This is a genomic window from Mesorhizobium sp. M2A.F.Ca.ET.067.02.1.1, from assembly GCF_004023285.1.
GTDB lineage: Bacteria > Pseudomonadota > Alphaproteobacteria > Rhizobiales > Rhizobiaceae > Mesorhizobium.
Window position 1 is genome coordinate 1 of record NZ_RZSB01000587.1, and the last position, 3,839, is coordinate 3,839.

A 3,839-nucleotide genomic window follows, 5' to 3' on the forward strand; every position below is an offset into this window, starting at 1 on the left:
CTTCTTGCTCTTGGAATTCATATAGGCGTTGATGTTGCGCTGCAGCGAGTTCAGCCGGCCGAGCTTGGCGTGAAGGTTCTTCTCCTTCGGCGTGGCGGCTGTCGTGGTGTCGTCGGTCGCGCTGTCGTCGGTGCCCTTGTTGTGGCCGTGAGCAGAAGCCGACTTGCCGTGCTCTGCGCCGCTCTTGCCGTTGCCACCGGCATTGCCGCCGCCGTTTCCATTGCCGCCATTGCCGCCGTGGCTACCGCCATTGCCGCCGCCATGGCCGTTGCCGGCGAGCGCCGGGGCCGCCGCGAGCGCCAGAATGGCAAGGGATGCCAGAAGTGTCTTACGCAATGTCATTGTACTTCTCCGCAGATGAATCGTTACCGTGGCCCAACCGCTAGGCAGCGTCTTATGAGAATTTCCTAACGGCGTCGGATAAACTTTAGGCAATTGCGGTCGCCAAATGAGAGCATCGCCGTCATTGCCCCGCACTCTTCCAAAAAAATTCCGTTAACTCATTGAAATGACACAGAAATACAAAGGGCCGAGCGCTTTTGGGCCGTTTGGAAAAATGAGGGCCCTTGTCTCGCCGGACCATGGTCCCTAGGGGCGCCATTGGGCACGCGAAAGCCCCGCAGGTCGAGCGCGTTCGGGCGCTCGGAACACTCCTGCCCCGCCGGGATTAAATGACTGAAGGGACGTTACCTGAAAGGACCAATCGTCATGAAACGCATTCTTCTTGCCGCCGCCCTGCTTGCTCTGTCCGGGGGTCTGGCGACAGCGCAGTCGGGCACTTCGTCGGGCACTTCGTCGGGTTCTTCCTCCACGACGACGATGCCCAGCAGCAAGGACACGGATCAGACCAAAACGAACTCGACCAATCCAAACTCGGCGAAGGATTGCGCCCCCGGACAACAGACGACCGGAACCGCGAAGCAGGCAGCCCCTGGACAACAGGACACCAGCGCCAAATCGAACGCTCCCGGGCAGATGAAGACGACAGCGGAAGGCTGCTAGGGCGTTGCAGCGTCTCTTGAAACGGGGGACCGCCCTATCTCCGTTTTAGTGCGGTCGCGGAGGGGACCGTTTCACGCGGCGTCCACGTCGCCGGCGGTGTCCGACGCCTCGGGCGAGGTATCCGACTCCTCACCCGAGCCGGTCGGAGAGAGCACCGTCAGATCCATGCGGGCGATGCGGGACGCGGCTTTTCCTTGCGCGTTCGGCTCGCCCGCATTCGTCTCGGAGACCGAGGCCTTTGCAAGGTGGCCGACGCTTTCCGCGCTCTTGCCCGGGAAGGTTTCCGACGATCCCTGAGGTTTGCTCGAATGATGTACGAGGCCAGCGGAATGCTGGCTTCCGACGGGAGAGGTCATGGCTGCGCTCCTGATAGGACGATGGCAAATCCCTAGCATTCGTGGCTGGCGTCAAGCTTGCGACTTTAGAGATTGCTAAGATGATGCGCCGATCAGCCGGAGTGGATGGGACGGCACGTAGGCCGCCGGCACCACCCGAGGAGACGGGTTTCATGCCCGGTTTGCCCCTGCCCTTCTAGAGCTGTTCACCGTTTCACGGAAACGGCGAACCGCTCTATCTCCTTGTTTTTGCGCAATTCCGAACGGAACACCGCTCGCACTTTTCCTGGAATTGCTCTAGCCGCTGACCAGCGGCACGGTCACGGACGTCGTGTAGTTGATCGGATAATCACTGAAATAGGGGAAGTTGATGACGAAGGCGTAGCTGGCGTTGACATGCGCCATGCAGAAGCCGCCGCTCGCCGGATCGGTGGTGATCGTGACGTTGACGTTCTGCAAGCCGAGCGCCTGCAGCTTCTGGGTCGCGATCGCCTGTATGTCGGCCTGGGTCAGCGTGTTGTTGAGCTGCAGCGAGCGGGCGGAGGCCTCCAGCGCATAGCGCACGCTGGACTCGGAGTTCATCGACCAGCCGAAGGCGAAGATGCCGAAGAGCAGCATGATCAGGAAAGGCACAATGAGCGCAAACTCGATCGCGGCGCCGCCAGAGGCGTTGGCGGCAAACGCCTTGGCTCTCTGTTCAGCGGACACGGATCACCTGCTGGTGGCCCATCGCGGTGTCGTGCGGAAAGGGGCCGAAGGCAAAGGGCGGACTCCAGGTGCCCGAGGCCTGGATCTCGACGAAGATCGTGGGCACTTTCGATCCCCCGCACATGGTCGACGCCGACGCCACTACGATCGTCCCGCACTTATAGACGCGATTGACGGTGACCGCCGCGTCCGTAGGCTTTTTCTCCCAACTCGCCAGCGCGGCTGCCCGCGTGCTGCTGTCGTCGCCGGATCCCGCCAGGACCAGGTTTGCCGCCGTCTTCACACCGGCGCGCATCGAAAGCGAGTTGGTGACGTAGGACCAGCCGTCGACGGTGCCCAGCAGGGCGACGCACAGCACCGGCAGCACAAGCGCGAATTCGACCGCGGCGGCGCCGGATCGGTCTCTGCGGAAACGGATCGCCGGTGGCTGCATGGCCGCTACTCGACGAGCACTATGGACGTTGCGGCCGTGATGCCATCCATCCCATAGGCCGTGCAGTCCTGATTGATGGTGGAATTGCCTGACCACTGAACCGTGTCCGCAACGACCTGCGTGCAGCCACCCTTGCCGGAGAAATTGCCGAGATAGTTGACCTGCTGCTTGGGGAAGTAGATGGCGCCGGTCAGCAAGGAGGTCGCGGTACCGTTGAAGGTGCTCTGTGCCCAGACGCCAGTCCTGTCGCCGTAGAACAGCACGCCCGAATAGGTGCCCGAGGTCGGCGCGCTCAGCGTCACTGTGGCGTTGCCGTTCATGCTGACGGTGTTGCTGCCGGACATGAAGATGGTTACGCCGTTGGTGCAAGGGGCGGCGCAGGTGATGACCGCACCCGCGTTGATCTTCAAATTCCCCTGGACGACATAGGTCCCGGAAGAGAGCGCGACATTGCCGTTGAGGTTCATGCCACTGCAATAGGTGCCAGGCTGTAGTGTTTGCGTCGTCTTGCTGGCGTTGACATTCCTGCACGGGTTCGTGACCGCGGGCGCCGGCAGGGAGGAGAAAGGATCGGCGGCCGGCAAGGCCTGTGTGATCTTCGACGCGCATTTCGTGGTCACCGGGTTGTTCAGCACCATGCCGCCGACCGTGATCAGACAGTCGGCCTTCAGGCTCGCCGAGCCCTGTACCTTGATGGCATCACTGGCGGTCGAATCGGACATCACGGAGCAGCCGTTAAGATTGACGGTGGTGCTGCCGGAAAAGAGCGCCGCCTGCGCGGCCGAGTTGTTGAGCGCCAGTATGCAAGCGTAGGAGGCGTCGTTGATCAGGGCCACCGCCCTCGCCCGCTCAGGCACCTTGCTCGATGTGAAGATTGAGGTGAACATCCGGTCCAGTTGCTGGTTGAGGATCACCTCGACCGCCTTCTTGGCCGTGTATGCCCCGGATGTCGGCGGCGTGTGCACGATGATGGTGCCTGTGCCCAGCCCGTTCGAAGTCGCCGATGTCGTGGCGGCCGAGGTGATGGTAGCCGTGTCGGAGCCCCAGGACTTTTCCACTGCGCCGGCATAAGCCGCCGCATCCGCCGTCGACTGCAGCTTCAGGCTCGAATAATACCAGTAGGAGGTCTCAACGCCGAGCCCCGCCCCGCCGACGACGACCGGCAGGGTTAGAGCGAATATGGTCGCGACATTGCCGCCCTTGCCTTCGCAAAAGCGTCGAATGAAGCGCCGGAAAAAAAGATGTCTGAAGAACCGACCTGAAGAGGCCATGGCCGAGCGCGCCCAAGCTATCCCAGCCATCACATCAATCATTGCCGTATGAACGAATGCCTAATTATTTCGGTCGAGTTGAGCCGGTAG

General features: G+C 61.8%; 5 protein-coding genes and 1 pseudogene. 1 reads left to right on the plus strand and 5 read right to left on the minus strand.

Going from position 1 to position 3,839, the window contains the following annotated elements; translation table 11 throughout:
• Positions 1–342 (minus strand): annotated as a pseudogene (locus tag EOA28_RS28055) (hypothetical protein); the annotation flags it as partial.
• Positions 343–708: 366 nt separating this feature from the next.
• Between EOA28_RS28055 and EOA28_RS28060 the strand changes: the two are divergent.
• Positions 709–1,002: a hypothetical protein gene (locus tag EOA28_RS28060; protein WP_127252105.1), complete on the plus strand. Its 294-nt coding sequence runs from the start codon at positions 709–711 to the stop codon at positions 1,000–1,002.
• 71 nt (positions 1,003–1,073) lie between these two features.
• On the opposite strand, the gene EOA28_RS28065 is transcribed toward EOA28_RS28060, so the two are convergent.
• The 4 genes from EOA28_RS28065 to EOA28_RS28080 form a co-directional block, all read right to left on the minus strand.
• On the minus strand, positions 1,074–1,358 hold the full coding sequence (locus EOA28_RS28065; RefSeq protein ID WP_127252106.1) for a hypothetical protein: 285 nt from the start codon (positions 1,356–1,358) through the stop codon (positions 1,074–1,076).
• 276 nt (positions 1,359–1,634) lie between these two features.
• The gene (locus EOA28_RS28070; protein WP_128315497.1) at positions 1,635–2,045 is read right to left on the minus strand and encodes a TadE/TadG family type IV pilus assembly protein; all 411 of its coding nucleotides are present in this window, start codon (positions 2,043–2,045) and stop codon (positions 1,635–1,637) included.
• Positions 2,035–2,478, minus strand: a complete 444-nt coding sequence (locus tag EOA28_RS28075; RefSeq protein WP_127252109.1) for a TadE/TadG family type IV pilus assembly protein — start codon at positions 2,476–2,478, stop codon at positions 2,035–2,037. Before EOA28_RS28075 ends, EOA28_RS28070 begins: the two co-directional genes overlap by 11 nt.
• A gap of 5 nt (positions 2,479–2,483) precedes the next feature.
• A complete protein-coding gene (locus tag EOA28_RS28080) occupies positions 2,484–3,779 on the minus strand; it encodes a pilus assembly protein TadG-related protein (protein ID WP_245463255.1) in 1,296 nt (431 codons plus the stop codon).
• Between the last annotated feature and the right edge of the window lie 60 nt (positions 3,780–3,839).

What these genes read in the sequence shown, in the direction of transcription:
- EOA28_RS28060 (WP_127252105.1), top strand. Translation starts at nt 709, where the DNA reads ATGAAACGCATTCTTCTTGCCGCCGCCCTGCTTGCTCTGTCCGGGGGT.
- EOA28_RS28065 (WP_127252106.1), bottom strand. Translation starts at nt 1,358, where the DNA reads ATGACCTCTCCCGTCGGAAGCCAGCATTCCGCTGGCCTCGTACATCAT.
- EOA28_RS28075 (WP_127252109.1), bottom strand. Translation starts at nt 2,478, where the DNA reads ATGCAGCCACCGGCGATCCGTTTCCGCAGAGACCGATCCGGCGCCGCC.
- EOA28_RS28080 (WP_245463255.1), bottom strand. Translation starts at nt 3,779, where the DNA reads ATGGCTGGGATAGCTTGGGCGCGCTCGGCCATGGCCTCTTCAGGTCGG.